Annotated in this window: 23 protein-coding genes; 16 read left to right on the top strand and 7 right to left on the bottom strand. The window is 46.4% G+C overall.

Translation table 11 applies throughout. The features are described 5' to 3' along the window. Window position 1 precedes the first annotated feature (1 nt). From xepA to BV11031_RS11655, 4 genes are read left to right on the top strand one after another with little or no spacing between them, the layout of a single operon-like run. Window positions 2–841 carry a phage-like element PBSX protein XepA gene (gene xepA, locus BV11031_RS11670; RefSeq protein WP_010330430.1) on the top strand — a complete coding sequence of 280 codons (840 nt, stop codon included), beginning with the start codon at window positions 2–4 and terminating at the stop codon, window positions 839–841. 52 nt (window positions 842–893) lie between these two features. Further along, window positions 894–1,163 carry a hemolysin XhlA family protein gene (locus tag BV11031_RS11665; RefSeq protein WP_010330431.1) on the top strand — a complete coding sequence of 90 codons (270 nt, stop codon included), beginning with the start codon at window positions 894–896 and terminating at the stop codon, window positions 1,161–1,163. 15 nt (window positions 1,164–1,178) lie between these two features. After that, on the top strand, window positions 1,179–1,442 hold the full coding sequence (locus tag BV11031_RS11660; RefSeq protein ID WP_010330432.1) for a phage holin: 264 nt from the start codon (window positions 1,179–1,181) through the stop codon (window positions 1,440–1,442). A 12-nt stretch (window positions 1,443–1,454) separates the two neighbouring features. Beyond that, complete coding sequence (locus BV11031_RS11655; protein ID WP_010330433.1) at window positions 1,455–2,348, top strand: N-acetylmuramoyl-L-alanine amidase; 894 nt, start codon at window positions 1,455–1,457, stop codon at window positions 2,346–2,348. Between the two features lie 31 nt (window positions 2,349–2,379). Here BV11031_RS11655 and spoIISC read toward each other — a convergent pair whose 3' ends face one another. The 6 genes from spoIISC to steT form a co-directional block, all read right to left on the bottom strand. Further along, window positions 2,380–2,517, bottom strand: a complete 138-nt coding sequence (gene spoIISC, locus BV11031_RS11650; RefSeq protein WP_121642401.1) for a three component toxin-antitoxin-antitoxin system antitoxin SpoIISC — start codon at window positions 2,515–2,517, stop codon at window positions 2,380–2,382. 84 nt (window positions 2,518–2,601) lie between these two features. After that, window positions 2,602–2,772, bottom strand: coding sequence for a three component toxin-antitoxin-antitoxin system antitoxin SpoIISB (spoIISB, locus tag BV11031_RS11645; protein ID WP_010330434.1), 171 nt, complete (start codon window positions 2,770–2,772; stop codon window positions 2,602–2,604). Further along, window positions 2,772–3,518 carry a toxin-antitoxin-antitoxin system toxin SpoIISA gene (gene spoIISA, locus BV11031_RS11640; protein WP_010330435.1) on the bottom strand — a complete coding sequence of 249 codons (747 nt, stop codon included), beginning with the start codon at window positions 3,516–3,518 and terminating at the stop codon, window positions 2,772–2,774. The genes spoIISB and spoIISA overlap by 1 nt, the downstream gene beginning before the upstream one ends. Window positions 3,519–3,627: 109 nt before the next feature. Beyond that, window positions 3,628–4,629, bottom strand: coding sequence for an inorganic phosphate transporter (locus tag BV11031_RS11635; RefSeq protein WP_010330436.1), 1,002 nt, complete (start codon window positions 4,627–4,629; stop codon window positions 3,628–3,630). A 12-nt stretch (window positions 4,630–4,641) separates the two neighbouring features. Continuing rightward, on the bottom strand, window positions 4,642–5,259 hold the full coding sequence (locus BV11031_RS11630; RefSeq protein ID WP_003218470.1) for a DUF47 domain-containing protein: 618 nt from the start codon (window positions 5,257–5,259) through the stop codon (window positions 4,642–4,644). A gap of 273 nt (window positions 5,260–5,532) precedes the next feature. Continuing rightward, window positions 5,533–6,849: a serine/threonine exchanger gene (steT, locus tag BV11031_RS11625; RefSeq protein ID WP_010330437.1), complete on the bottom strand. Its 1,317-nt coding sequence runs from the start codon at window positions 6,847–6,849 to the stop codon at window positions 5,533–5,535. Window positions 6,850–7,233: 384 nt separating this feature from the next. On the opposite strand from steT, the gene BV11031_RS11620 reads away from it, so the two are divergent. From BV11031_RS11620 to BV11031_RS11605, 4 genes are all read left to right on the top strand, one after another. Continuing rightward, window positions 7,234–8,184: a ring-cleaving dioxygenase gene (locus tag BV11031_RS11620; RefSeq protein ID WP_010330438.1), complete on the top strand. Its 951-nt coding sequence runs from the start codon at window positions 7,234–7,236 to the stop codon at window positions 8,182–8,184. A gap of 71 nt (window positions 8,185–8,255) precedes the next feature. Then, window positions 8,256–8,387 (top strand): hypothetical protein, encoded by a 132-nt coding sequence (locus tag BV11031_RS11615; protein ID WP_128568251.1) that lies wholly within the window; start codon window positions 8,256–8,258, stop codon window positions 8,385–8,387. A gap of 22 nt (window positions 8,388–8,409) precedes the next feature. Then, window positions 8,410–10,542 (top strand): glycosyltransferase family 39 protein, encoded by a 2,133-nt coding sequence (locus BV11031_RS11610; RefSeq protein WP_010330439.1) that lies wholly within the window; start codon window positions 8,410–8,412, stop codon window positions 10,540–10,542. An 11-nt stretch (window positions 10,543–10,553) separates the two neighbouring features. Next, on the top strand, window positions 10,554–11,525 hold the full coding sequence (locus BV11031_RS11605) for a glycosyltransferase family 2 protein (RefSeq protein WP_010330440.1): 972 nt from the start codon (window positions 10,554–10,556) through the stop codon (window positions 11,523–11,525). Window positions 11,526–11,963: 438 nt separating this feature from the next. Here BV11031_RS11605 and htrA read toward each other — a convergent pair whose 3' ends face one another. Continuing rightward, window positions 11,964–13,322, bottom strand: a complete 1,359-nt coding sequence (gene htrA / locus BV11031_RS11600) for a serine protease HtrA (RefSeq protein WP_010330441.1) — start codon at window positions 13,320–13,322, stop codon at window positions 11,964–11,966. A gap of 174 nt (window positions 13,323–13,496) precedes the next feature. On the opposite strand from htrA, the gene proG reads away from it, so the two are divergent. From proG to ykfB, 8 genes are all read left to right on the top strand, one after another. Further along, window positions 13,497–14,315 carry a pyrroline-5-carboxylate reductase ProG gene (gene proG / locus BV11031_RS11595; RefSeq protein WP_010330442.1) on the top strand — a complete coding sequence of 273 codons (819 nt, stop codon included), beginning with the start codon at window positions 13,497–13,499 and terminating at the stop codon, window positions 14,313–14,315. A gap of 128 nt (window positions 14,316–14,443) precedes the next feature. After that, window positions 14,444–15,268: a D-aminopeptidase DppA gene (gene dppA / locus BV11031_RS11590; protein WP_010330443.1), complete on the top strand. Its 825-nt coding sequence runs from the start codon at window positions 14,444–14,446 to the stop codon at window positions 15,266–15,268. A gap of 18 nt (window positions 15,269–15,286) precedes the next feature. Next, window positions 15,287–16,213: a dipeptide ABC transporter permease DppB gene (dppB, locus tag BV11031_RS11585; protein ID WP_010330444.1), complete on the top strand. Its 927-nt coding sequence runs from the start codon at window positions 15,287–15,289 to the stop codon at window positions 16,211–16,213. 5 nt (window positions 16,214–16,218) lie between these two features. Further along, window positions 16,219–17,181 carry a dipeptide ABC transporter permease DppC gene (gene dppC / locus BV11031_RS11580; protein ID WP_010330445.1) on the top strand — a complete coding sequence of 321 codons (963 nt, stop codon included), beginning with the start codon at window positions 16,219–16,221 and terminating at the stop codon, window positions 17,179–17,181. A 4-nt stretch (window positions 17,182–17,185) separates the two neighbouring features. Continuing rightward, window positions 17,186–18,193, top strand: a complete 1,008-nt coding sequence (locus tag BV11031_RS11575) for an ABC transporter ATP-binding protein (RefSeq protein ID WP_010330446.1) — start codon at window positions 17,186–17,188, stop codon at window positions 18,191–18,193. 2 nt (window positions 18,194–18,195) lie between these two features. Next, window positions 18,196–19,845: a dipeptide ABC transporter substrate-binding protein DppE gene (dppE, locus tag BV11031_RS11570; protein WP_082246372.1), complete on the top strand. Its 1,650-nt coding sequence runs from the start codon at window positions 18,196–18,198 to the stop codon at window positions 19,843–19,845. Window positions 19,846–19,932: 87 nt separating this feature from the next. Next, a complete protein-coding gene (locus tag BV11031_RS11565) occupies window positions 19,933–20,892 on the top strand; it encodes a S66 peptidase family protein (protein ID WP_010330448.1) in 960 nt (319 codons plus the stop codon). Then, the gene (gene ykfB / locus BV11031_RS11560; RefSeq protein WP_010330449.1) at window positions 20,889–21,968 is read left to right on the top strand and encodes an L-Ala-D/L-Glu epimerase; all 1,080 of its coding nucleotides are present in this window, start codon (window positions 20,889–20,891) and stop codon (window positions 21,966–21,968) included. Before BV11031_RS11565 ends, ykfB begins: the two co-directional genes overlap by 4 nt. Window positions 21,969–21,976: the final 8 nt, after the last annotated feature.

Here is a 21,976-nt window from a genome sequence, read left to right as displayed (position 1 = left end):
GATGGTGAAGTATCAATACGAATTTCCTCTCGATAAGACTGGAAAAGCCGGAGCTGTAAAGCCCTACAGAGGAGAGAAAAATGATTTTGTGACACCTGTTTCGAATTTGTCAGGTGTTGCGGAGATTTTAACGAACGCTGCCTTAAAGGCAACTGAGGCATATAGTCAGCTCGGACAAGACAGACTGGGCGCCGTTCTGATTTCGAAAGTAAAGGGCTGGGCGTATGCTGATCGCGAAGGCACGCTCTTTGTGGAAGAAAGCGAGAATAACAATGTTTGGACAACGACAGCAGCAGTTAATGTCTCAGCTGGTGTCCTGACGGAGACGGACTGGGTATATCTGTCTAAACGCTATTACCGCTTCCGTTATGTAAATGGGAACCTTCAGCAATCGGAATTTGCAGTCTATCAATCAGTAGGCGCGGGAGAAATGGATGTGCGAGTAAGTGAAAAAGCCCCTTTGCAGGTTGACTTTTCGACGATTCAGACAGACGATGGCTTGCTGAAAGTAAAAGCCGGCAACACGTTTGACTTTGTCTTTCATGAAAATGCCGATTCCGCCGGCGAAGGTGCTGCTTTACTTGTGAACGGTGCCGAGCATTTACTCGTTGAAGTATACGGCACAGCGGAAACGAGTGAGGTGAAGTTTTGGGGTAAATCGCTGTCGGGGCAGAAACTTCCGATAAGAGGCGTGAAATCCGAGGATGCGTCCACTGCCTTGGGTACGTTAGGGAAAGCTGAGGCGTGGGCCTTTGATATTAAAGGGTTTAAGGAGATTATCATGGAGATTGCCAATATCACAGGCGGGATTCTTTCAGTAAAGGGAACTGTGGTTTCGTAACCATTTCGGCCCTCGGAAGGGAGGTGATCCGTATGTAAAGGGGGAGTGAGTCATGCAGCAAGAAGTTGATGTGAATGTGTTTCAGCAAGATTTAACAGACATAAAGGGTGAACACAAAGCGCTTGAGCAGCGGGTTTCCGTATTAGAACGCGTGTCTGACCGGCAAGATCAGCAGATCATGACGCTGAACGAGAAATTAAATAAAATTGATGAAAATACAACGTGGATTAAACGCACCATCACAGGTGCCATGATTACAGCGGTATGCACAGGGATCATTGGCGGAGCCATCGCGATTATGTACAACCTGCTGCAGCAGTAAAGGAGGATTATGAATATGAAAACGTATGACAAAGGCACGGTCATCAGGACGGTGCTTCTTTTGGTTGCATTCATTAACCAAACCATGCTGATGTTTGGCAAATCACCATTGGGCATTCAGGAGGAGCAGGTCAATCAGCTTGCGGACGCTCTCTATACTGCAGTCTCTCTCATTTTTACAATTGGAACGACACTAGCCGCTTGGTTTAAAAACAACTATGTAACAGAAAAAGGGAAAAAACAGCGTGACTTGTTAAAGGAAAATAATTTGACGAAATAAGGAGAGTTGAACATGCTGAACGTGATTCAAGACTTTATTCCAGTCGGGGCAAATAACCGTCCTGGCTACCTCATGACACCGCTTTTTATTACAGTTCATAATACAGCGAACACTGCACCCGGAGCGGATGCTGAGGCGCATGCCCGCTATTTGAAAAATCCTGATACGGCGACAAGCTGGCATTTTACTGTTGATGATACAGACATTTATCAGCATTTGCCATTAAATGAAAACGGCTGGCATGCGGGAGACGGAAACGGCAGCGGCAACCGGGCTTCTATCGGGATTGAAATTTGTGAAAATGCGGATGGAGATTTCGCACAAGCAACAGCAAATGCCCAGTGGCTTATCAAAACATTAATGGCTGAGCACAAGATCAGTCTTGCCAATGTCGTCCCTCATAAGTACTGGTCTGGGAAGGAATGTCCGCGCCGGCTGTTGGCTACGTGGGATACATTTAAAGCAGGGATTGGGGGAGGCGGCAGCCAAACCTATGTCGTGAAACAGGGTGACACGCTTACCTCCATAGCGAGAGCGTTCGGTGTGACTGTTGCTCAGCTGCAAGAATGGAATCATATTGAAGACCCGAATCTCATTCAGGTCGGTCAAGTGTTACTTGTAAGTGCGCCATCGAACGCTGAAGAACCAGAGCTTTATCCGCTCCCGGACGGTATCATCAAACTGACAACGCCTTACACCTCAGGGGAACACGTCTTTCAGGTGCAGCGAGCACTGGCCGCTCTTCATTTTTACCCTGATAAAGAAGCTGCCGACAACGGAATTGATGGCATTTACGGACCGAAAACGGCTGATGCGATTGCGCGTTTCCAGTCTGTTAACGGTTTAGCGGCCGACGGTATTTACGGACCGGCGACTAAAGCGAAGATTGCAGCGCAATTAAGCTAATCACAGCAAAAAATCCCGGAGTTTCCGGGATTTATTTCTTCTTCTTCAACTTTTTTAATATACCTGCACTGCGCTCCCTCACCCGAAGCGAATACCCGGAAAGGCCAAACTTTCCGTAATCAACTAACTTCACACGCCTCACCAATTTTTTCACTATATCACCTGACAATATCCTCTGTTTGTTTTATTATATGTAGCCCTTTAAGAAAAGGAATAAGGACAAGAGCTGTTTTCCCTTGTCCTTTTAGTGTGATCATGCTTTTTTTCGTTTATACTCGTCAATCAGCCGTTCGTTTTCTTTGAAGATTCTTGCTGTATGCGGGCTGACTTGATAACTTGCGACACTGGTGGTTGAACGTTTTTTCAGGATCTTTGACGGTTTTGCCGCTCTGGGCTCGCACCCGTTTTGAAACGCGCGTTCCATTATCCTTCACCTTCCTCCTCAATTGGCAGCACCAAATCATATATGCTCGTTAATGATGTGAAAAGCAAATAATCAAATTCAGTGACAATGCTGTCAGACGTCAGCTTGATGACGTAGCTTTGTGTCTCGATGGTAAAAGGGATGAGAACCACTTTTCCGTATTGGTCGTAATACACATCTTTTCGATCGAGCCGTGTTTGCACGTCCGCGGGATTGTCCATATGCTCAGTTAATCGGTCCTTGTCGGCCTGTGTTGAATAGTGACAGAGGGAGGCCGTTACATTCATTTTATCTGCATAGGTTTTCAGCAGCTTATCAATACCTTCAGCATATGCATCTATACTTCCATAATAAACGTGGATCGGTTCGTTTTTCAATAGGTATTGGTATGTTTTCAGCCGATCGAGATACATGTGAAGCATTTCGTTGTTTTCTTCGAGGATTTCTCTTGTGTCTGTTTCCAGTTCGCTGCCGGCCAGTTTTTTGACGTACGCACTTAAGAAGATGAAAGCGTCAATTAAAGCGAAACTGACGGCGACAATGAGATACCGTTCCCAGTCGTCAAACAGGGAAGAGGGCTTATATGTCCAGTATATCATAGCACCCAAAACAAACAGCAAGTACCATGTTTTCCCGATGGCGGGCATTTTTTCTTTGACTTTCGCTTCGAAACGCCACGTGGCGTAAACGTACAAGCCTAATCCGGCCATGATGCACCAGACCATGATCTGAAAGAATAAAAGCATACATGAATCCCTCACATCTGAAATAGGTTCTGCTTATTGTATTCGAGAGATCCGGCTGGTTTTCCTGTTTCATCAAAAAAACCGCTCCTTTGACAGAAGCGGTGTACCATTAAAAAATCATATTTAAAATAAAGTAGGCGATGGCACCGAGTGTCGCTGAAATCGGAAGCGTAATGACCCATGTAACGAGCATGCGTTTAGCTGTGCCCCAGTTTACGCCTTTTACGCGGTGTGACGCACCGACGCCAAGGATTGATGAAGAAATGACGTGGGTTGTGCTGACCGGCAAATGAATAAATGTGGCGCCGAATATGATGGCTGCTCCTGTTAAGTCAGCGGAAACACCGTTTACCGGACGGATTTTCATGATCTTTCCGCCTACCGTTTTGATGATTTTCCAGCCGCCGATTGAAGTGCCGAGACCCATGGCTGTCGCACAGGCGAATTGCACCCATGTTGGAATGACATTAGCAGAAGTATGTAAATTCGCTGTGATGAGAGCCATTGTGATAATCCCCATGGCTTTTTGCGCATCGTTTGTTCCGTGCGTATATGATTGCAGGGCAGCTGTTACAATTTGCACTCTGCGGAATTGCTTGTTCGTTTTCGACAAATTGCTGTCTTTAAAAATCACCTTAACGATGCTGTAAAGAATAAAACCAAGAACAAAGGCAATAATGGGTGATAGAATGAGTGCTTCAATGATTTTGATAAAGCCCTTATAATTTAACGCAGCAAAACCCGCTGCCGCAATAGCTGCACCGGCAATAGCTCCGATGATGGCATGAGATGAACTGCTTGGAATGCCGTAGTACCATGTGATCAGGTTCCAGGCAATCGCGGCAAGTAGCGCAGCCAAAATGACAACTGAGCCGTTTTCCAGTGTATAAGGGTCCACGATGTCTTTCGTAATGGTTTTGGCAACACCTGTAAATGTCATGGCCCCGATGAAGTTCATCACAGCCGCCATAATAATGGCATGACGCGGTTTCAGCGCTTTTGTCGATACAGACGTTGCAATGGCGTTCGCGGTATCGTGAAACCCGTTGATGAAATCAAACGCCAGAGCACAAATGACTATTAGTATCGTTAATATGAATAGAATATCCATTTTTATCCCTCGTTACGCGTTTTTCATAATGATGGTTTCAAGATTATTGGCAACACTTTGGCATGAGTCAGCAATCTCCTCAAGTGTTTCGTAAATTTCACGATATTGAATCACTTTGATCGGATCTGTTTCATTTCCGAAAAGATTCTTTAATGATTTTCTGTGCAGGTTGTCACAGCTATGCTCGTACTCTTTAATTTTGATTGCGTGTGGCTGAATATCCTTTAAGCGGTTTTCTGCCAGCAGCTCAATTGTAATCAAAATTTCTTTCGCGCATTCTCTGATGTATCCGCTGAATTTATCGATATGCTCGTCTGATGAAGTGATTGAGAAAATCTCCATCATGGCAGAAAAATGCTCGATACCGTCAAGCACATCATCCAGGCTGTTTGTCAGCTGAAGGATATCTTCGCGTTCAATAGGAGTGATGAACGCTTTGTTAAGCTCTTTAATCATGACATGAACATGATTGTCACCTTTTGTTTCATATTCTTTTAACGTATCTGCGAATTCTTTAAGCGTCGTTTGGTTTGTGACCTTAAAGTTCACAAAATATTCGGCAGTTTCGTCTATATTTTTTGCGATTTCTGTTAAAAGGAGTGAGAACTTATCTTTTTTTCTTCTTATCATTAAAAACCCTCCATAGTTTGAATGAGACAATGCACACATCAAATTATTATATAGCCTTTTGTCGAAAAAAAACAGGTAAAGTCGAAAAAAACGTGCCTTGACTTTTTCGGTAAATCATGTCCATATATTGGCCTGCTTCGGCACAAAAAACGAACCAAATGTGCAAAATCCCTCTGCTTAACGTAAAAAGTATATCAAAAGTTGTGTTTTTCCTGTCAACATTTCTCTTCTGTTACACCAAAAAACGGCTCCCTAAATGAGGGAACCGTTTTATCAGCTTGCCTTTCGTTTTTTCATCCAGTAATAAACAGGCAGTCCGGCAAGGCCGATCAGAATGGATAATCCGCAGCTCAGTGTATCTGTAATCAGAGTGCTTCCTAATACAAAGAATGAGCCCGCGATTGCCAAAATCGGCATGAATGGGTAAAGCGGGACACTGTAGGCGCGCTTTTCTCCCTTTGTTCGCTTGCGGAGGATAAATACTGCAAAAAAGGCCATGACATAAAAAATGTAGATCATGAAAATAGAGATCTCCGAAAGCTTATCAGGGTTGCTGATCAGCATCATGATCAAAGACACAGCAATCTGGAAGGAAATCGCAATCCATGGCGTGCGGAACGTCGGATGCACATGTGACAGTTTATCTGCAAATGGAAGCTGTTTGCGCTCGGCCATCGCGTAGGACACACGCGGGAAGGAAAGAACCTTTCCGTTTAAGCAGCCGAAGATGCTGACAATAATACCGATACTGATCAGTTTTCCGCCGATGGAACCGAAGAGCATGGTGGCAGCAGTGCTTGTCGCATTTTCGCCTAGTGTGACAATTTCATTCGCTGACAGGATGTGAAGCAATGCGAAATTAATAAAAATATAGATGGCTGTTACGATTAATAATCCGCCTGTCATTGCGCGTGGCAGCAGTTTTTCAGGATTTTTCATTTCTCCGCCGAGAGCGGCCAAAAGAATCCATCCGTCGTAAGCAAACAGTGTAGCCAAAATGGCTGCTCCGAAGTTCATATCAGAAATGCTTTCGTTTACTGCTGTAAAGATGTGCTGATCGCCTTTCCAAAGGCCAAAAATGATGATGCATGCAATCGGGATCAGCTTTCCAATTGTTGTAAGCGTTTGGACGAAGCCGCCGTATTTTGTACCAATAATATTAATGACACATAAAAAGAGAACGGCTAAGATTCCGATTCCTTTAGATAGGCCAGATCCCCAGCCGAAAAGATTCGCCATTAAAGATCCAAAATATAAACCCAGCGCGCCGATAATCGCCGGACCGTAAATGATAATCTGTACCCAGCCGCACAAAAATCCCCAAAACTCTCCGTACACTTCTTCTAGGTACGTATAGAGCCCGCCGGTTTTCGGAATCTGCGTTCCAATTTCCGCGATTGTCAAACCGCCCGCCAGTGTTAAAATTCCGCCTAACAGCCAAGCGAAAAGCGCTGTTTTTGAATCTCCGGAATAAGCGAGAACGGCGCCAGGTTTCATAAACACACCTGAACCGATAATGGTTCCGATAACAAGAGTAAGGGCAAACAAGAGACCTATCTCTTTTTTTAACCCGTTGTCTTCAGTATGCATGTCCTTAACCTCCTATGATGTTGAAGCTTCATGATGAAGAATCTATTTTTCATATTGTAAACCCTATTTTAGAAAAGTGAAATAAAATAAATTTTCTGATTTTCGATATTTGCATTATTACAGCTGATAAAATGAAAGATATCCCTGATTTGAAATGTTATAAACGAATAAATTGCTGTTAATAAGGATATAAAGTTCGTGTTTTTGTAAGGAGTTTTTCCCGCATCGAGCGAGGTGTGAATTTTTGTGAAAATAACGAATCTTCGTTGAAGCTGATATGTTGACTTTCACAAGGGAATAAAATACCTTGTTATTAGAACACTAACTATACAACTATGATATAATATCTCGAAATCGAGATAAAATAACCTGGAGGGATAGCATATGAAAGTCAACGGTATTCACCACGTGTCTGCATTAACGGCCGACGCACAAAAAAACTTGGATTTCTATAAAAAAGTATTAGGATTAAAACTCGTCAAAAAATCCGTCAACCAGGATGAACCGACAATGTATCATCTGTTCTACGGAGATGAAGTGGCAAATCCGGGCACTGAGCTGACGTTTTTCGAGATTCCCCGCATTGCGCCGTTTCATGCGGGTACAAACAGTATTTCTTCTATTGGTTTGCGCGTTCCAAGCACGGGAGCCCTGCATTATTGGAAAGAACGTTTTGAAGAGCATCAGGTGGCGCATAGCGGCATCGCGAAAAGAGCGGGACGCGACATATTGGCATTCCAAGATCATGAAGGACAGCGCTTGGTGCTGACTGCTGATGAGAAAGGCAAAGGATATGGGCTGCCTGTTCAACAGAGCTGCATTCCGGAAGAGTTTTCATTTCGCGGGTTAGGGCCGGTTGAATTGACTGTGCCATACGCTGATCCAACCTTACACGTATTGACAAATATTCTCGGCTTTACAGAAATCAGCCGTGAATCAGTCGAAGGACAAGGAACCGCCGTTATTTTGGAATCTGGAGAAGGCGGTGCTGCAACAGAAATCCATTTAATAGAAAGAAACGATCTTCCACGCGAGCGCCAAGGAAAAGGGAGTGTCCACCATGTTGCGTTCCGGGTAAGAGATGAAGAAGAACTTGCCGGCTGGCACCGGATCATCAGCCGGGAAGGCTACAGCAACTCAGGCATCGTTGAACGCTACTATTTCAAGGCGCTTTATTTTAGAGAACCGAACGGCATTTTGTTCGAGTTATCAACCGACGGACCGGGCTTTATGGTAGATGAAAACCTTGATGAGCTTGGCCAAACGATTGCTCTTCCGCCATACCTTGAGCATCGAAGAGCTGAAATTGAAGCAAAACTAAAACCGATTCAATAATTTGTGATTCATTTGCCTTCCGGCGTACCGGAAGGCTCTTTTTATCGCATAAATGGGGCGGGGAATATGAGATGCCGATTGGGAGAAATGGCTCGAAACACGTTATATATATGGACGATTGGCAAGAAATGGCCTCGGCAAAAATATTGCCTTTGTTTATTAACAGTTTATTCATATTTGCTTGTTACACTATTTCAAAGTGATACAAAAAGGAGTGAAAAACAAGTGGAAAAGAAAAAACGCGAGCTGGATATCATCCTCATCCTCATTTTGCTCGCATCAGCATTCTTAAATATCTATAACATTTGGAAAGATGACACGGTGAATCCTTATTACACCGCGGCAGTTACAAGTATGATGCAAAGCTTTCATCATTTCTTTTATGCTTCGTTCGATGCTGCCGGCTTTATAACAGTTGATAAACCGCCCGTTACATACCAAATCCAAACGATCAGCGCACTGATCTTCGGTATGCACGGGTGGAGCGTCATTCTTCCTCAAGCATTGGCGGGTATAGGTTCAGTCTTTCTGATGTATTTGCTGATAAAGCCGACATTCGGCAAGACGGCGGCGCGCATTGCCTCATTTGTGATGGCATGTACGCCGATTGCAGTAGCTGTGGCACGTACAAATAATGTTGATGCATTACTGGTATTTTTCTTATTGCTGGCCACATGGCTTCTCTTTAAAGCGATCAGAAAAGGAAAGCTAATCTGGCTGTTAGCAGCATTTTTCGTCGTCGGAGTAGGTTTTAATACAAAAATGCTTCAAGCTTATATGATTTTACCGGCCTTCTTACTGTTCTATCTGATTGCGGCAAACGCCACAATCAAGAAAAAAATCATTTCCTTGGTAAGTGCGTTAGCCGTATTAGCCGCCGTTTCGTTATCATGGCCGCTCATTGTTGACAATATCCCTGCGGATAAACGGCCTTATATCGGAAGCAGCCAGACCAACTCTGTTTTAGAATTGGCTTTCGGATATAACGGGATTCAGCGGCTGACTGGCCAAAACTCCGGCGGCCAGGGCGGGCCAGATGGAGATGCTTCAAAAGAAATGCCGTCTTCTGTTAACCATTCATCACAAACTGACCAGTCATCAAGCAGCAGTTCATCAAGTGATGGCCAAAATGACAGTATGCCGGCGCCTCCATCCAATGGCCAAATGCCAAGCGGCGGCCAAGGCGGACCTGACGGAGACGGAGGGGAAGGCAGTACAGGCACCGGCTCGAAAATGCAATCAGGCTCAGGAATGTTCGGAACGGGAACACCGGGTCCACTGCGGCTTTTCCAACAGGAATTATCTGATCAAATCAGCTGGCTAATACCATTTGCGCTTTTTGGAATTGCAGGCTTACTGATCGCAGGTGCAAGAGAAAAAAGAAGATTATCTGCAACGCAGAAAGAAACGGTATTCTGGGTCGCGTGGCTTGTGCCGATTGCCGGATTCTTTAGTGTCGCGGAATTTTTCCACCATTATTATCTCATTATGCTGGCACCGCCGATTGCGGCGCTTGTCGGTGCGGGATGGGTTGCCCTTGTTCACCTGTACCGCAATCAGACAGGCTGGACATCATGGCTTCTGCCGGCAGCGATCATCGCCACAACTGGATTTGAATTGTTTATTCTCAGAAACTATACCGATCAAATCGGATCAGGCTGGAGCATTGGGCTAGGTGTGATTGGCGCGTTGTCAGCGATGGCGCTGCTGATGTTCAAACAGCGCCAAAAATCGATCAGTTATTATGTGTCACTTGCAGCTCTTCTCACATTGCTGGTGATGCCGATTTATTGGGCAAGCACACCGCTTCTTTACGGAGGCAACAGCTCACAGCCTGAAACAGGACCTCAACTCGCTTCAGCCAGCGGAAAAGGCATGGGGATGTCCGAGGCGACTGTAAATGAAAAACTGATCACATATTTGGAGAAACATAACGCCGGAGCCGAATATCTATTTGCCACAACCGACTCGAACACAGCGGCGCCATATATTATTGAAACAAAAAAAGCGGTCATGACAATCGGCGGATTCAGCGGTTCTGACCCGGCTATTACGCTGACTCAATTTAAAAAGCTCGTAAAAGAAGGAAAAGTGAAATACTTCTTAGCGTCTGGAATGGGAAGAGGCGGAAACAACGATATTGTTGAATGGGTTCAGAAAAACGGGAAGAAAGTGTCCTCAGATCAATGGCAATCAAGCTCAGATCAACAAGCATCATCTGATCAGAAAACAGAAAATAATGATTCAGCTGATACATCAAGCAACAGCAAGACTTCAGGCGGAAACAGCCAAATGGGCGGCGGGCCTCGCGGAATGAATCAGTCAGCTGCATTATACGAACTGAATGCTGATGAATAGGAGGGATAAACATGAGCAGACATATTCAATATTCGGTTGTTGTACCTGTGTATAACGAGGAGCTTGTCATTCATGAAACCTATCAGCGCTTAAAAGAGGTCATGGATCAAACGAAGGAAAACTACGAGCTGATTTTTGTCAACGATGGAAGCAAAGATCGCAGTATTGAGATTTTAAGGGAATGCAGCCTGATCGACCCAAGAGTGAAAATTATTGATTTTTCAAGGAACTTTGGGCACCAGATCGCCATTACAGCGGGTATGGATTATGCACAGGGAAATGCAATCGCCGTCATTGACGCCGATTTGCAGGACCCTCCTGAACTGATTTTAGATATGATTGAAAAGTGGAAGGAAGGCTATGAGGTCGTGTACGCCGTGCGGACAAAACGAAAAGGGGAAACCTTTTTCAAAAAACAAACCGCGGCTATGTTTTACCGGCTTCTCAGCAGCATGACGGATATTGAAATCCCGATTGATACAGGGGATTTCCGCCTCATGGACAGAAAAGTCTGTGATGAAATGAAGAGATTAAAAGAAAAAAATCCTTTTGTCAGAGGGCTCGTCAGCTGGGTGGGCTTCAAACAGACAGCGGTCGAGTACATACGTGATGAAAGGCTCGCTGGAGAAACAAAGTACCCGCTGAAGAAAATGCTGAAGCTTTCAATGGACGGCATCACGACGTTTTCGCACAAGCCGCTGAAGCTGGCAAGCTATGCGGGGATGTTCATGTCAGGTGCGGGATTTTTGTATATGTTTATCGTGCTGTATCTGAAGCTATTTACAGACAGCACAATTACAGGCTGGTCATCACTTATTGTGATCCAGCTCCTGTTCAGCGGCATCGTCCTTCTGATTCTGGGCATGATTGGCGAATATATCGGCAGGATTTATGATGAAGCTAAAGACAGGCCGCTTTACATCGTTCAGAAATCGTATGGAATTGAAAGCAAAAGACTCTATAGAGACCAGCATATGTCATAATATGAACCCCCTGTCCGCGGCGGACAGGGGGTTTTATGTTCATGTTCTGCGAAACGATTAAAGCAACAGACGTAGATCGTTTATGGGACTGATGGATTGTAAACTTGGATTGCGGTTCAGTCATGCTGAAATAAAATAGTGTCGACTTCGGTTTGTCTGAATTCAGCTGAATATCTCGAGGGCGTTGCAGAAACACACGATGAGAGACGTATCGATTATGTAATAGAATACTGGCCCCAGTGCAACTCCCCAGCCGTCGATTCAGAAAGGAGAAAGCTTTAGCGCAGGAAAATTAAGCTTGCTCATACCATGCTTGATCCCACGATTTTCATGTTCAGGCCAGTTTCTCAGATGTTGAGGCAGGTTGTTTCGCAGAGCTTACAGGCCTTTTGTCCAATAAAAAACCTCAGGCCGCTTTGCGGCCTGAGGCGTTATGTCTTACGAAGTTGTTTCTTCCTTTTGATCGAGTTTGATTTTTTTCGTCATTTCTTTGCCGTTTCTGAGAATTTTCACTTCCACGGTATCACCGATGTTTGCGTCCTTATATAAGATATTGCGCAGTTCACTGCCTGTAGTGATTTCTTTGCCCTTCAGGCTGATGATAATATCCTCCGCTTTCAATCCAGCCTTTTCAGCAGGAGAGCCTGAGGCGACCTCACGGATGTATACGCCCTTATTCAGCTGGCTGCCGAACAGGCCGAGTGTGCCTTCTTGGTAGTTTTGCGGCACTTGTTCTAAATCAAGCATGCTGACACCGATATAAGGGCGTTCAATTTGCCCCTTAGACAGCAATTCTTCTGCAATCGGTTTTACATCGTTGCTGGGGATCGCAAATCCAATGCCCTCAACATCATCTTCGCTGATTTTCATACTGTTAATGCCGACGATTTTGCCGTCTGTATTTAACAATGGACCACCGCTGTTACCCGGGTTAATCGCTGCGTCGGTTTGAATCACGTTAATGCTGGTTTGACCGGCTGATGTGGTCATTGAAACCGTTCTGTCCACACCGCTTACAATTCCTTGCGTTACTGTGCGGGACAGGTCTTTTCCGAGCGGATCTCCTATCGCAATGACGGTCTCGCCTGTTCTGAGATTGGATGAATCGCCAAAGCTTGCCACTTTTGTTACGTGGTCATCACTGATTTGAAGGACCGCTAAGTCTGTTAACGAGTCACTGCCTACCAGCTTTGCTGTCGCTTCCGTGCCGTCATATAAAGATACCTTCAGTGAAGATGCCCCTTCTACGACGTGGTTATTCGTAATGATATAAGCCTTGCCGTTCTCTTTTTTAAACATGACACCAGATCCTGAACCGCTTTCCGTACCTTCGCTGGAACCGGATGAGCCAGAGCCGAACAAAGAGCTGTTTGACTGGGCCTGAAGATTAGTGATACCGACAATGGCCGGTGAAATCTCTTCCACCATATTTGAGATTTTAGAAGAATCCTCGCTCTTGAATGCAGATGAGCTGCTTGAGTCTGACGAGCTTTTGCCATATTCAGAGGATGTGCTTTTCGCAGTAACAGATTGCGTTTGCTGCTGGCCTGATGATTGTTTTGCTGTATCCTGAGCATTATGGTCGCCAAGCGGTGTAAACGTGTAAATGCCAAGGGCGAGACTGCCGCCGATCACACCGCCAAGCAACGGTCTGAACCATCCAAAGCCTCGTTTTTTCTTCTCCTGATCATGAATGACGTTACGGGCTGAGTGGGAGGTGCCCTGATCGTTCTCTTTCGCTAGAAAGACCTCATTCTCATTTCCTTCCGTCTTGTTTTCGTCACGATAGTTATCCATCATGTTCACTCCATTTCTCTATTTTCATACATTTTTTCAATTTGATTATGATAGGTTTATGACTTGAGTTTATCATAAACAAAAACTGTGGGATAAAAATGAAAAGATTATGGGAAATTGTGAAAAAGGGCGGAAAACGGTACACTTCTTATTGTATATGAAAGGACTGAGTCGATGGAACAGATTGGATTGATTGGATATGGCAGCATGGCCGATATGATCGCCAGGCAGCTGTTGAAGCATGGACAAATTAAGGAGAATGAACTCTTTATTGAAACAAGAACGAAAGGGGAGCGGCTGAAGGCGCTGATATCAGATTATCCACATGTATCGGTTGATTCGCTTGAGAACTGGGCGGATGCATGCCGTTTGATATTGATATGTGTCCCGCCGCTAAATATTATTGAAACAATGCGCCGTCTGCACCCGTATGTGAACAGGAGCACGCATATCGTATCCATTGCCGCCGGTGTGCCGCTGCGTCTTTTGGAGGCTGAAACGGAAGCCGGTATATCACGTGTCATCCCTGCCATTACGTCCGAAGCAGAAGCGGGCATCTCGCTTGTCGTTCACAGTGAAACACTGACAGCTGATCAAAAAGAACGCCTGAATGAACGGTTATCGGTTTTCAGCCGTGTACGAGAAATCAATGAATCGAATATAGACGCCGCCAGCAATTTGACGAGCTCGGCACCAGGGTTCATAGCTGCTATCTTCGAAGAACTGGCGCTGTCTGCAGTCAGAAACAGCACCCTGTCCAAGGAAGAAGCCTTTGATTTTCTGATTCACTCGCTGTATGGAACTGGCAAGCTGTTGATCGAAAAGAAGGTATCTTTCGAGGAAACGCTGGAACGTGTCGCAACGAAAGGCGGAATCACAGGAGAGGGAGCTGAGGTGATCCGGGCCTCGGTGCCGGACGTTTTTGATGAGATGTTTGAAAGAACCTTGAAAAAATATGAGCTGCTAACAGAACAGGCGGAGAAACAAACGTGAATCCTTGAAAGAGGATTCATTTTTTTATCACTGAAAAGTTGTGATTTGCCCCGGCTATATTGCATTTTTCCTCTTTTTTTAATATAATTTGTTAGAATATTCATAATTTAGTAAAAAGGAGGAGTGTTATGAAGCTGTACATGTCAGTAGATATGGAAGGGATTTCGGGTCTTCCGGATGATACCTTTGTAGATTCCGGCAAGCGAAATTACGAACGCGGGCGGCTTATCATGACTGAAGAAGCAAACTACTGTATTGCCGAAGCGTTTAATAGCGGGTGTACCGAGGTGCTGGTCAATGACAGCCATTCGAAGATGAATAATCTGTTGGTCGAAAAGCTTCATCCTGAAGCAGACTTGATTTCCGGTGACGTCAAACCGTTTTCAATGGTAGAAGGGTTGGATGATACGTTCACAGGCGCTTTGTTTCTCGGTTATCATGCGAGAGCTTCGACTCCGGGTGTGATGTCACACAGCATGATTTTCGGCGTCAGGCATTTTTACATAAACGATCGGCCTGTCGGTGAGCTTGGGTTAAATGCGTATGTTGCCGGTTATTATGATGTCCCGGTGTTAATGGTAGCCGGAGATGACCGGGCGGCCAAGGAAGCGGAAGAGCTCATACCGAATGTCACGACAGCCGTTGTCAAACAAACCATTTCAAGATCCGCAGTGAAGTGCATGTCCCCCGCGAAAGCCGGCCGGCTTTTGACAGAAAAAACCGCATTTGCCTTGCAAAACAAAGACAAAGTCAAACCGCTCACACCGCCTGACAGACCGATCTTAGGCATTGAATTCGCCAATTACGGCCAGGCAGAATGGGCCAATCTGATGCCGGGAACTGAAATCAACCCGGGTACCACAACCGTTCAATTTCAGGCGAAGGACATGCTTGAAGCCTATCAGGCGATGCTTGTCATGACTGAGCTTGCGATGCGGACATCATTCTGCTGAAGGGGGGTGTTTTAGGCATTGGCTCGATACATGATGAAGCGTTTTGGGGCAATGGCAGCTACGATTTTGGTGATTACCACCCTGACTTTTGTTCTTATGAAGGTCATTCCCGGATCTCCTTTTAACGAGGAGAGAGGCACAAATGAAGCCGTTCAAAAAAATCTCGAAGCCTACTATCACTTAGACGATCCTCTCATTTTCCAATACATCATCTACCTAAAATCCATCATTACATTCGATTTCGGACCTTCCATTAAAAAACCGTCAGACAGCGTAAATGACATGCTGGAACGCGGATTTCCCGTTTCCTTTGAGCTTGGAATGACAGCGATTGTCATTGCTGTGATTTCAGGGCTCGTGCTGGGCGTAATCGCTGCGCTCCGCCGCAATGGCTTTTTGGACTACGCCGCGATGAGTTTGGCTGTACTTGGCATCTCCATCCCGAATTTTATTCTGGCAACATTGCTCATTCAGCAATTTGCTGTCAATCTCAAACTATTTCCCGCTGCCACATGGACGAGCCCGATTCATATGGTGCTTCCGACCGCAGCGCTTGCTGTTGGGCCAATGGCGATCATTGCCAGGCTGACACGGTCAAGCATGGTCGAAGTCCTGACACAGGATTATATCCGCACAGCAAAGGCAAAAGGGCTTTCTCCGTTCAAAATTATCGTAAAACACGCACTCAGAAATGCACTCATGCCCGTCATTACCGTCTTGGGCACACTCGTCGCCAGCATTTTAACAGGAAGCTTTGTTATTGAAAAAATCTTTGCCATTCCGGGAATGGGAAAATATTTTGTTGAAAGCATTAATCAGCGGGACTATCCCGTGATTATGGGAACGACCGTTTTTTACAGCGTCATTCTGATCATCATGCTGTTTTTGGTCGACTTGGCTTACGGTCTCTTAGACCCGCGCATTAAACTGCATAAGAAAGGGTGAGGCGTGTGAATCTCCCTGTACAAACAGATGAACGCCAGTCAGAGCAAGATTTTCAGGTGCTGGATGAGTGGTTTGTCTCGAATCAGGAAAAAAATCGAGAAGCCGATTCGGTTAAGCGGCCGAGTTTGTCATACACGCAGGATGCCTGGAGGAGGCTGAAGAAAAATAAATTAGCGATGGCGGGGCTCTTGATTCTTTTATTTCTTTTTGTCATGGCAGTAATCGGGCCTTTTTTATCGCCCCATAGTGTCGCGCGCCAATCACTGACCGAGCAAAATCTTCCGCCTTCAGCCGAGCATTGGTTCGGCACCGATGAGCTCGGCCGGGATGTGTTTACCCGCACATGGTACGGAGCGAGGATTTCGTTATTTGTCGGCGTGATGGCAGCGCTGATTGATTTTGTGATCGGAGTTATCTACGGAGGTGTTGCCGGCTATAAAGGCGGCAGGACTGACAGCGTCATGATGCGGATTATCGAAGTGCTGTATGGCTTGCCGTATTTGCTTGTTGTCATTTTGCTGATGGTGCTGATGGGGCCGGGACTCGGCACTATCATTGTGGCGCTGACTGTGACCGGATGGGTTGGCATGGCGAGAATTGTAAGAGGGCAGGTGCTTCAGATGAAACATTATGAATATGTACTCGCCTCGAAAACCTTTGGTGCGAAAACCTTTCGCATCATCCGGAAGAATCTGCTTCCGAATACAATGGGAGCGATTATCGTACAAATGACATTAACCGTACCTGCCGCTATATTCGCAGAATCCTTTTTAAGCTTTCTCGGCCTCGGCATACAGGCTCCGTTTGCCAGCTGGGGTGTGATGGCGAATGACGGCCTGCCTACAATTTTATCCGGGCATTGGTGGCGCCTGTTTTTTCCGGCCTTTTTCATTTCCTTAACAATGTATGCGTTTAATGTGCTCGGGGACGGATTGCAGGATGCGCTCGACCCTAAGCTGAGGAGGTAGCTGTATGGAAAAAGTTCTGTCAGTCAAACATCTGCACGTTTCTTTTACGACTTACGGCGGGACGGTTCAGGCCGTCAGAGGGGTCAGCTTTGATTTGTATCAAGGTGAAACCTTTGCAATCGTCGGCGAATCCGGCTGCGGCAAAAGCGTTACTTCCCAAAGCATCATGGGCCTGCTTCCGTCCTACTCAGCGAAGGTGACGGACGGCAGCATTTTATTTAAGGGGAAAGACCTTTGCCGTCTCTCTGACAAAGATATGAGAAGCATAAGGGGAGCCGACATTTCTATGATTTTTCAAGACCCGATGACGGCGTTAAACCCGACGCTGACGATCGGAGACCAGCTGGGGGAAGCACTTCTGCGCCATAAAAACATGAGCAAAAAAGCGGCGAGGGAAGAAGTGCTTTCCATGCTGTCAATGGTCGGCATTCCCGATCCCGAAGAGCGTCTCAAACAGTATCCGCACCAATTCAGCGGCGGCATGAGACAGCGGATCGTCATTGCGATGGCGCTCATTTGCGAGCCTGATATTTTAATCGCAGATGAACCGACCACCGCTCTTGACGTGACCATTCAGGCACAGATTTTGGAGCTGTTTAAAGAGATTCAGAGAAAAACGAATGTGTCTGTCATTCTGATTACACACGATTTAGGGGTCGTTGCCCAAGTTGCCGACAGAGTCGCAGTGATGTATGCCGGCAAAATAGCGGAAATCGGCACGAGAAAAGATATTTTTTATCAGCCTCAGCATCCTTATACGAAAGGGCTGCTGAACTCTGTCCCGCGGTTGGATACGGAGGGCGCGGAGCTGATTCCAATTGACGGGACGCCGCCGGATTTATTTTCACCTCCGCCAGGCTGCCCGTTTGCCGCCCGCTGTCCGAACAGGATGATCGTGTGTGACAGGGTATACCCGGGCCAGACGATCAGGTCTGACACGCACACCGTCAACTGCTGGCTGCAGGATCAACGGGCTGAGCATGCGGTGCTGTACGGCGACGCGAAGGATTGATCATGAATAGGGGGAAGAGAATGAAACGAGTGAAAAAGCTATGGGGAATGAGTCTTGCATTAGGGCTTTCATTTGCGTTGATGGGATGTACAGCAAACGAACAGGCCGGAAAAGAAAGCGGTAATGACAAAGCGAAAACAAGCGGAGAAAAAGTGCTGTATGTAAATAACGAGAATGAACCGACTTCATTCGATCCGCCGATCGGTTTTAATAATGTATCGTGGCAGCCGTTGAATAACATCATGGAGGGGCTGACGCGCCTCGGGAAAGATCATGAGCCTGAACCGGCAATGGCGGAAAAGTGGTCTGTGTCAAAAGATAAAAAAACCTACACATTTACGATACGGGACAATGCGAAATGGACAAACGGAGATCCGGTAACGGCCGGAGACTTTGAATACGCGTGGAAACGGATGCTTGATCCGAAAAAAGGGGCTTCCTCCGCGTTTCTAGGCTATTTTATTGAAGGCGGTGAAGCGTATAACAGCGGGAAAGGGAAAAAAGAGGATGTGAAGGTGACGGCAAAGGATGATCGAACCCTTGAAGTAACGCTTGAAGCACCGCAAAAATATTTTCTCAGCGTCGTGTCCAATCCGGCGTATTTTCCAGTAAACGAAAAGGTCGATAAAAAACATCCAAAGTGGTTTGCTGAGGCGGATACATTTGTCGGGAACGGTCCGTTTAAGCTGACGGAATGGAAGCATGATGACAGCATCACAATGGAGAAAAGCGACACGTATTGGGATCAAGATACCGTGAAGCTTGACAAGGTGAAATGGGCGATGGTCAGTGACAGAAATACAGATTACCAGATGTTTCAGTCTGGGGAACTGGATACCGCTTATGTCCCTGCTGAGCTGAGCGGCCAGCTGATGGATCAGGAAAAAGTCAGCATTGCCAGCCAGGCGGGCCTCTATTTTTACCGATTTAATGTGAACATGGAGCCCTTCCAAAATGAAAACATCAGAAAAGCCTTTGCGCTGGCTGTCGATCAGGAGGAAATTGTAAAGTACGTCACGAAAAACAATGAAAAGCCGGCGCATGCTTTTGTATCGCCCGGGTTTACGCAGCCTGACGGCAAGGATTTCCGTGAAGCGGGAGGAGACCTGCTCACACCAAACGAAAACAAAGCGAAGCAGCTGCTGGAAAAGGGCATGAAGGAAGAAAACTATGATAAGCTTCCTGCGATCACTCTCACTTACAGCACAAAGCCCGAGCATAAAAAGATTGCCGAGGCGATCCAGCAAAAATTGAAACATACCCTTGGAGTCGATGTGAAGCTGGCCAATATGGAATGGAACGTATTTTTAGAAGACCAAAAAGCGCTAAAATTCCAATTCTCTCAAAGCTCATTTTTGCCTGATTACGCCGACCCTATTAGTTTTCTGGAAGCCTTCCAAACAGGAAATTCGATGAACCGCACAGGCTGGGCCAATAAAGAATATGATCAGCTGATCAAGCAAGCGAAACATGAAGCCGATGAAAAAACGCGTTTTTCCCTCATGCATCAAGCGGAAAAGCTGTTGGTCAATGAAGCGCCGATCATACCGGTTTATTTCTATAACCAGGTCAATCTTCAAAACGAACATGTGAAGGGAATCGTCCGGCATCCTGTCGGCTATATCGATTTAAAATGGGCCGATAAAAACTGACGCCGGCAATTGAGAAATACTGCTTCTTTATGGCGAAGAAGCGGTATTTTTTCTCATTCTTGCACGTATACGTAGGGTGCAGAGCAAATGAAAGGAGCGATTCAGTTGAATCACAAGCCGAAAGCGCTGAAAAAGGGTGATGCAGTCGGAGTAATCGCGCCCGCAAGCCCCCCGGATCCAAAAAAGCTTGACACCGCGCTTTTATTTTTAAAAGAGCTAGGTGTAAAGGTGAAATTGGGCAAGGCGCTAAAAAACCAGCACGGTTATCTAGCGGGACAGGATGATGAGCGGCTGGCTGATCTCCATGAGATGTTCAGAGACGAGGAGGTAAAAGCCGTGCTGTGCGCATGCGGGGGGTTTGGGACAGGACGTATCGCCGCCGGCATTGATTTCAGCTTAATCCGCAAACATCCTAAAATCTTTTGGGGGTACAGCGATATTACGTTTTTACATACTGCCATCCATCAAAACACAGGCCTTGTCACCTTCCATGGCCCGATGCTCAGCTCAGATATTGGCCTCGACGATGTTCACCCGCTGACAAAAGCGTCGTATGAGCAGCTCTTCCAAGAGACGGAATTCACCTATACTGAAGAGCTTTCTCCGCTAACCGTGCTTGTTCCGGGGAAAGCGGAAGGCGAGCTTGTCGGAGGAAACCTCTCTTTGCTGACGTCTACGCTGGGCACGCCGTTTGAAATTGATACGAGAGGCAAACTTCTGTTTATTGAAGATATAGACGAGGAGCCGTATCAAATCGACCGGATGCTGAATCAGCTGAAAATGGCAGGAAAGTTGACCGATGCAGCCGGAATTCTTGTTTGTGATTTTCATAACTGTGTCCCGGTGAAGAGGGAGAAGTCCCTCTCGCTTGAGCAGGTGCTTGAAGACTATATTGTATCGGCGGGCAAGCCTGCTCTGAGAGGATGTAAAATCGGCCACTGCTCACCGAGTTTCGCCGTACCGATCGGTGCGCAAGCTGCTATGAATACAGAACAAAAAACAGTCGTGATCGAGGCGGGCGTTTCAGAAGGGGCGCTGAAGACATGAAAATCACGCGAATCGAAACAACCCGAATCGCCGTACCGCTGACAAAGCCGTTTAAAACCGCGCTTCGCACTGTGCATACAGCTGAATCGGTCATTGTAAGGATCACTTATGACAACGGCGCTATCGGATGGGGGGAGGCGCCTCCGACGATGGTGATTACAGGAGACAGCATGGAAGGCATTGAAAGTGCGATTCACAATGTCTTGAAGCCGGCACTAGTTGGAAAAAGCCTGTCCGGCTGTGAGGCCATTTTTCACGACATTCAGCATCTCCTCACAGGAAACCAGAGCGCGAAGGCGGCTGTGGAGATGGCGGTATACGACGGCTGGGCGCAAATGTGCGGACTGCCGCTTTACCAATTGCTCGGCGGATACCGAGATACGCTGGAAACGGACTATACCGTCAGTGTCAACCCGCCTGAAGAGATGGCAGCTGATGCTGAGCAATATCTCAAACAAGGCTTTCAAACGCTGAAAATAAAAGTCGGCAAAGATGATATTGCAACAGATATCACCCGAATCCAGGAAATCAGAAAACGTGTCGGCCCAGCCGTGAAACTTCGATTAGACGCCAACCAGGGGTGGACGCCGAAGGAAGCGATAACAGCCATTCGGAAAATGGAGGATGCAGGTCTTGGCATTGAGCTTGTCGAGCAGCCTGTCCATAAAGACGATCTCGCTGGGCTTAAAAAGGTGACAGATGCGACAGATACACTGATTATGGCTGATGAAAGTGTGTTTACGCCGCGGCAGGCGTTCGACATTCTTCAAACCCGGAGCGCTGACTTACTTAATATTAAATTGATGAAAGCGGGCGGCATCAGCGGAGCAGAGAGAATCAATGCCATGGCCGAGGTGTGCGGAGTGGAGTGCATGGTCGGCAGCATGATCGAAACGAAGCTGGGCATTACGGCCGCGGCGCATTTCGCCGCAAGCAAAAGAAATATCACACGCTTTGATTTTGACGCGCCGCTGATGCTGAAAACAGATGTCATCAAAGGCGGCATCACATACAGCAACAGCAAAATTACGATGCCTGACAGACCGGGTCTCGGTATCACCGGAGCTGCGCTATAGAAAGGGGA

It is taken from the genome of Bacillus vallismortis (genome assembly GCF_004116955.1).
GTDB classification, from domain to species: domain Bacteria; phylum Bacillota; class Bacilli; order Bacillales; family Bacillaceae; genus Bacillus; species Bacillus vallismortis.
Note: the sequence above shows the minus strand (reverse complement) of the source record. Positions and strands in the feature narration are given on the sequence as shown.

Coding starts and splice junctions, on each gene's coding strand:
- BV11031_RS11635 (WP_010330436.1), bottom strand. CDS start 4,629: ATGGATATTCTATTCATATTAACGATACTAATAGTCATTTGTGCTCTG.
- BV11031_RS11630 (WP_003218470.1), bottom strand. CDS start 5,259: ATGATAAGAAGAAAAAAAGATAAGTTCTCACTCCTTTTAACAGAAATC.
- BV11031_RS11655 (WP_010330433.1), top strand. CDS start 1,455: ATGCTGAACGTGATTCAAGACTTTATTCCAGTCGGGGCAAATAACCGT.
- BV11031_RS11565 (WP_010330448.1), top strand. CDS start 19,933: ATGAAAGGAGCGATTCAGTTGAATCACAAGCCGAAAGCGCTGAAAAAG.
- steT (WP_010330437.1), bottom strand. CDS start 6,849: ATGCATACTGAAGACAACGGGTTAAAAAAAGAGATAGGTCTCTTGTTT.
- BV11031_RS11620 (WP_010330438.1), top strand. CDS start 7,234: ATGAAAGTCAACGGTATTCACCACGTGTCTGCATTAACGGCCGACGCA.
- proG (WP_010330442.1), top strand. CDS start 13,497: ATGGAACAGATTGGATTGATTGGATATGGCAGCATGGCCGATATGATC.
- BV11031_RS11575 (WP_010330446.1), top strand. CDS start 17,186: ATGGAAAAAGTTCTGTCAGTCAAACATCTGCACGTTTCTTTTACGACT.
- spoIISA (WP_010330435.1), bottom strand. CDS start 3,518: ATGCTTTTATTCTTTCAGATCATGGTCTGGTGCATCATGGCCGGATTA.
- BV11031_RS11665 (WP_010330431.1), top strand. CDS start 894: ATGCAGCAAGAAGTTGATGTGAATGTGTTTCAGCAAGATTTAACAGAC.
- BV11031_RS11660 (WP_010330432.1), top strand. CDS start 1,179: ATGAAAACGTATGACAAAGGCACGGTCATCAGGACGGTGCTTCTTTTG.
- BV11031_RS11615 (WP_128568251.1), top strand. CDS start 8,256: ATGCCGATTGGGAGAAATGGCTCGAAACACGTTATATATATGGACGAT.
- htrA (WP_010330441.1), bottom strand. CDS start 13,322: ATGGATAACTATCGTGACGAAAACAAGACGGAAGGAAATGAGAATGAG.
- dppA (WP_010330443.1), top strand. CDS start 14,444: ATGAAGCTGTACATGTCAGTAGATATGGAAGGGATTTCGGGTCTTCCG.
- spoIISB (WP_010330434.1), bottom strand. CDS start 2,772: ATGGAACGCGCGTTTCAAAACGGGTGCGAGCCCAGAGCGGCAAAACCG.
- ykfB (WP_010330449.1), top strand. CDS start 20,889: ATGAAAATCACGCGAATCGAAACAACCCGAATCGCCGTACCGCTGACA.
- dppE (WP_082246372.1), top strand. CDS start 18,196: ATGAATAGGGGGAAGAGAATGAAACGAGTGAAAAAGCTATGGGGAATG.
- xepA (WP_010330430.1), top strand. CDS start 2: ATGGTGAAGTATCAATACGAATTTCCTCTCGATAAGACTGGAAAAGCC.
- BV11031_RS11605 (WP_010330440.1), top strand. CDS start 10,554: ATGAGCAGACATATTCAATATTCGGTTGTTGTACCTGTGTATAACGAG.